General features: G+C 68.3%; 4 protein-coding genes. 2 read left to right on the top strand and 2 right to left on the bottom strand.

Annotated elements, in window-relative coordinates; all coding sequences use genetic code 11:
* Positions 1 to 214 precede the first annotated feature (214 nt).
* Positions 215 to 682, bottom strand: coding sequence for an ATP-binding protein (locus ACZ53N_RS30720; protein ID WP_469144082.1), 468 nt, complete (start codon positions 680 to 682; stop codon positions 215 to 217).
* Positions 683 to 943: 261 nt separating this feature from the next.
* On the opposite strand from ACZ53N_RS30720, the gene ACZ53N_RS30715 reads away from it, so the two are divergent.
* Complete coding sequence (locus ACZ53N_RS30715; protein WP_469144081.1) at positions 944 to 1807, top strand: helix-turn-helix domain-containing protein; 864 nt, start codon at positions 944 to 946, stop codon at positions 1805 to 1807.
* Positions 1804 to 2034, top strand: a complete 231-nt coding sequence (locus ACZ53N_RS30710; protein WP_469144080.1) for a DUF397 domain-containing protein — start codon at positions 1804 to 1806, stop codon at positions 2032 to 2034. Before ACZ53N_RS30715 ends, ACZ53N_RS30710 begins: the two co-directional genes overlap by 4 nt.
* A gap of 553 nt (positions 2035 to 2587) precedes the next feature.
* Here the strand turns inward: ACZ53N_RS30710 and ACZ53N_RS30705 are convergent.
* A complete protein-coding gene (locus ACZ53N_RS30705; RefSeq protein WP_469144079.1) occupies positions 2588 to 4798 on the bottom strand; it encodes a hypothetical protein in 2211 nt (736 codons plus the stop codon).
* Positions 4799 to 4901: the final 103 nt, after the last annotated feature.

The following is a 4901-nucleotide window of genomic DNA, read 5'->3' as shown; positions in this document are numbered from 1 at the left end:
CGTCCCCCCCCCCCCCCCCCCCCCCCCCCCCCCCCCCCCCCCCCCCCCTCCCCCCCCCACCCCCCCCCCCCCCCCCCCCCCCCCCCCCCCCCCCCCCACCGGCGCCACGGGGTGCGGTGGCGCCTGCCGCACCACCGGGTGGGGCGAGGGGCGGTGCGGCTCGGCGAGCGGCGACGCCTCCGTGGGGACATGCCGCGGCCCGCCGACGAGCGATTTACAGCGGCAGCAGGACCGTGATGGTCTTTCCGCCGCCGTCCGCGTCGCGGGGGACGCTGGTTCTGCCGCCGGCCTCGGCGGCCAGGGTCTCCACGAGGTGCAGTCCCCAGCCGCCGCTGCCGTCCAGGTGCGGAACCGCCGCCCGGCGGGGGATGCGCGGATCGCGGTCGTGCACCGCGACCGTCAGGTGCCGTTCGTCCAGGCCGATGCGGACATCGGCGCGAACCGAGGCCGCATGCCGCACGATGTTGGTGACCAATTCGCTGACCGCGAGCACGGCCGTCTCCACCACCGCCCCGCCCTCCAGCCCCCACAGGCGGAGCTGGCCGGTCACCTCATGGCGGGCGGCGGCCACCGAGGCCGCCATGACGGGGACGGAGAAGTGCAGCGACCGTTCGATCACCGCCGGGCGGTCGTCGGCATCCGTGGTCGCTCGCTTGCACTTGTGGCGTGGTACCGCGTGCATCGCCGGGGCTCCCTCCGTCCGAGGCGGAATCCGCGCACGCCAGCCACCGACGATCAGCGACAGCAGAGCTACGGATCGTGAAGCGCCCTCAGAATGAACCTCTGCACTTCTTCCACGCAAGTGCGTGAGACAAGTGGGCATATGCCTGCCGGCACCGAAGGGCGTGGACGCAAACGCCCGACCGCCGGTAGGAGTTGGCTGTGTTGGGGCACACTTGCGTACGGCAACCTGTCGTTCGCGGATGCGCGTCAAGGAGGGGTGATGGCCACGGCCAGCGGACCGACCGTACGCAAGCGCCAGCTCGGGGCCGAGCTGCGACGGCTGCGTGAGAGCGCGGGCAAGAGGATCGAGGACGTCGCCGAGCACCTGGAGTGCTCGATGTCGAAGATCAGCAGGGTGGAGACCGGACAGGCCCCGATCAAGGCCCGGGACGTGCGCGACCTCCTCGCCTGGTTCGGCGTTGAAGACCCCGTTCAGGTGGAGGCCGTGATGCAGATCCACAAGGACGCACAGCAGCAGGGCTGGTGGGCCCACTACGAGGAGGTCCTGCCGTCCGGCATGGCCACCTATGCCGGGCTAGAGTCCGACGCGGTCGGCCTTCGCACGTACGAGCCGATATTCGTCCACGGTCTGTTGCAGACCGAGGACTACGCGAGAGCCGTGATCGCGGCGGTGCGGCCAGGCGAGCCCGAGGAGGTTGAGAGGCTGGTCCGCTTCCGCATGCAGCGGCAGGAACTGCTCGCCCGCCGCCCCGATCCGCTGGAGCTGTGGGTGGTCCTCGAGGAGGCCGCCTTGCGGCGGCCGGTCGGCGGGACGGAGGTGATGGCGGCCCAGATCAAGCACCTCATCCATGCCGCTGCCCTGCCGAACGTGACGATCCAGGTCATGCCGACTGCCAAGGGCGCCCATGCGGCCATGGCCGGGACGTTCGCGCTGCTGGAGTTCGGTGCCAAGGCGCCGACCGTGGTCTACGTCGATTCGATCGCCGGAAACGTGTACCTGGAGAAGGAACGCGATGTCCGCAAGTTCATCCAGACCTTCGACCTCGTACGAGCCGCGGGCCCTGACCCGCAGGAGACCCCCGCCACCCTGGAGAACATCGCAAGGGAGATGCACAAGACATGAGCACCCACCACGGTCAGCCTGCTCACGAGGTTGACCTGAGCGGCGCCCGCTGGCGCAAGAGCAGCCACAGCTCCGGCAACGGAGCGTGCGTCGAAGTCGCCGAAACCGGCGGCATCGTCGCCGTCCGGGACTCCAAGAGCCGCGGCGGTCCCGCCCTGCGGTTCCGCCCCAATGCGTGGGCCTCCTTCCTCGGCTGCACCGCCGAGGAAGGAGGAACCCACACCTGACCGGCACAAGTCTGCCGGCGGCAGTGAGAGCAGACCGGTCCGAACGAAACACAGTCGCTCGGACCGGTCATCAGGAATCAACTCTGCCCACCACGGCTCCGGACAACCCCCGCCTGAGCGGTTGCCGTTGGGCCCGACTGAACAGCCCTGCCTGGTCCCTGCACCGCCACCCCGGCTACATCACTTGAGGTTGCTGCTCTGGTCAGTACATGCGGTCGGTTTCGCGATCTCGTACCTCTTCGGGTTCTTCGCAGTCATATTGACGTGAGACCCGCTGCGGATCCTTCGCGGCCCACGCGCCCAGCGCTGACAGGCCACACGGGAGCTTCAGGCTAGGCGTAACACGTCATCAATGCGTGTGCCTGGCCGGCTTTCCAGAAGAGAGGGACCAGCCTGCACCTATCGGTACCGGCGGAGGTGCTCTTGATGTAAGCGCATCAGCCGACTTCGGCGGTTGCGCACCGACGGCAACAGCTTGCTGGCGGTTCGGGCGAGGGCGGGCGCCGCGAGGTCGGCAAGATTCCACCTCCCGTGGCTCAGATGACGCCCCAGGCTAGGCACGTCGGCACTGCCTCGGGGGCAGGCTGTCGAGTATCGGCTGCAGTTCCGTCCGGATGCGCAGGAGCTGCGCGCGGCGTGGAACCTCGCCGGAGGCGGTGTCCACGGGACTGAAGTACAGGACGGCTGGCGTCCAGTCCTCCTTGAAGTGGATCGCGCCGAGCAGGGCCGGATTCCGTGGGCCGAGCCGTGCTGCCTCCGGCATGTCCAGGGGAAGATTCGGGGGGCGGAAAACTGCTCGGTCGGCCTCGGAAAGCAAAGCCGCACGCTCCCTGAACGCTGCCGCGGCGGCCTGGCGGAAGCGGGCGTACTCCTCGTCAGCGTCTTCTCCCGAGAGCAGGAGCAGGAGCAGACGGGAGGGCTGGAGAAGGCGTACAGCTTCGGTCAGCTGCCAGGCGGTTTCGGGGGCAGCGCCAGTGGCGGGGATGACGACCAACTTGCACTGGGGCAGGACAGCGGTCAGCGCGGTCTTCCAGCTGTCTGTGGGGAAGGGCAGGCAGGCCAGGTCGGCGGGCGGCGGTGACGCATGGCGCGCGTATCCGACCCGGAACAGGGCCGTTTGGGCGAAAACCGTATGAAGGTCGACATCCAAGGGACCTTGCCAGGGGGACGGGGGGTGGGGGTCGGCGGAGTGCGGGCGCAGGTATAGCACGCAGGGCTCCCGGACCAAGTCCTCGGGGATGCGGGGGTGCAGGCGCATCCGGCTCATCCGCTTGAAATCACTGCGGGCGCGAAACCAGAACCGGGACGCTGAGACAAGGCCGATAGCCGCCACGCCGAGCATCTGGCCGCCGGCCCGCACCCGGAACACGCCGATTGCCGTTCCGACTACGGTGCCGACGAGGCACGCAATAGCCATCAGGCCGCGCTCGCCAAACTGCTGGCTCGTCATGTTGGCGTCTCGTTCGGTCTGCACGACCTGCAGCGCTCGGCCGCGGAGGGCGATGCCCCCTGGCCACAGGCGGGCGGTACGGAAGGGGGCCAGCAGCGTCCTCGTGGTTCGGACGCGCCAGAAGGGGCGGCCAGGAGAGTCGACGTACTTCAGGCCCTCGTCGCGGTGCCACCTGAAGACGATGAGACCGATGCCGAAACGGCCGGGCCAGCGAACCATGAACTCGGTAACGAGGCGCCGTGTTTCTGCCGAATCCGGGGGCGATTTCGAGGAACTTGGCCGCCCGCACTCCTCCTGCTCCGTGAGCCGGACTTCCACACCGTTGCGGCTCATGCTGCGCAGTATGGCGGCAAGTCGCGCCAGCGTGACGATCACCATGACCATAGCTACGAACAGCGCGAGCTTCTGCGACAGCAGAAGACTTTCCCAGCGTTGGGCGGCGCGGATTGTCAACCAGCCGAAGAGCAGGGTGGCGAGTCCCTTGAGGTGCCAGTGCCAGCGGACTTTCAAGGTGTGCACAGCGTCCCCGGGCAGCCCTTGCTCGCACTCATCCATCCAGGCATCGACCTGCGACCGCATGGTCTTGCGCCAGCGCGCGTACGGCGTATGGCCCTGTTCCACAGTGGGGTCGAAGTGCACGAACTCAGCGGCCCAGTCGGCGTTGAAGCGGACGACTCCGTGGAGCGGAAACCCGTTCTTCCGTTTCGACGGCCGCTGGGGCTCCGGCCAGTCGGGGAGTACGGGTGATGGTGGCGGCACCTTCCCGGCTTTGTGAAGCTCCGCTGCCCTTTTGCCGAAGTATTCGGCGGCCTCTTTGCGAAAGCGTTCGTAGGCGTCGCGCCCTCCGCAGGCGACCAGCACCACACGGGACGGCGGGAGCAGGCGTACAGCCTCGGCGTACTCCCAAAGGGTGCCTTGAGCACTACCGGAATCCTCGCCGACGGCGGCGACGATGGCTACCAGCCGGGCCCGGTGGATGGCGTTGCCGATCTCTTCCTTCCAGCCCTCGCCGACCGGGGGGAGGTAGAAGCGCCGGGCTCCCGGGAGAGGGAGGGGCTCACCCGGGCGGCCGGCCGCCACGACACGACCGAAACGCCGAAACAGGTAGGCGAGTCGCTCTTCCCAGGTGTCATCACGGTGGGCAGGGTCACGGAAACCGAAGTGGCTGGTCAGGGACGTCAGAAAGTGCGCGCCGCTTACCGGGTCCGCCCTGGACAGGACATGGTCGATGCCGAAGGAGCGGAGATATAGAACGTAGTCACGGTCGCCCATCGGTTTCTGTTCTTCTAGGCGACCCAACAGATGGGACGTCACCCCCTTCCCCTGAGGTGCCTCGAAGTTCTCGGACAGGTGTCCAATAGGATCGCCTGGAACAGGGAACGAGGAAGAAGTGGCGCCACCGAGGAAGTACTCGCAG

It is taken from the genome of Streptomyces sp. NPDC033229 (assembly GCF_055576875.1).
This window is presented reverse-complemented; position numbering and strand designations above follow the sequence as displayed.

Excerpts from the sequence above, each read along its gene's own strand:
- ACZ53N_RS30715 (WP_469144081.1), top strand. The coding sequence starts at position 944 with ATGGCCACGGCCAGCGGACCGACCGTACGCAAGCGCCAGCTCGGGGCC.
- ACZ53N_RS30710 (WP_469144080.1), top strand. The coding sequence starts at position 1,804 with ATGAGCACCCACCACGGTCAGCCTGCTCACGAGGTTGACCTGAGCGGC.
- ACZ53N_RS30720 (WP_469144082.1), bottom strand. The coding sequence starts at position 682 with ATGCACGCGGTACCACGCCACAAGTGCAAGCGAGCGACCACGGATGCC.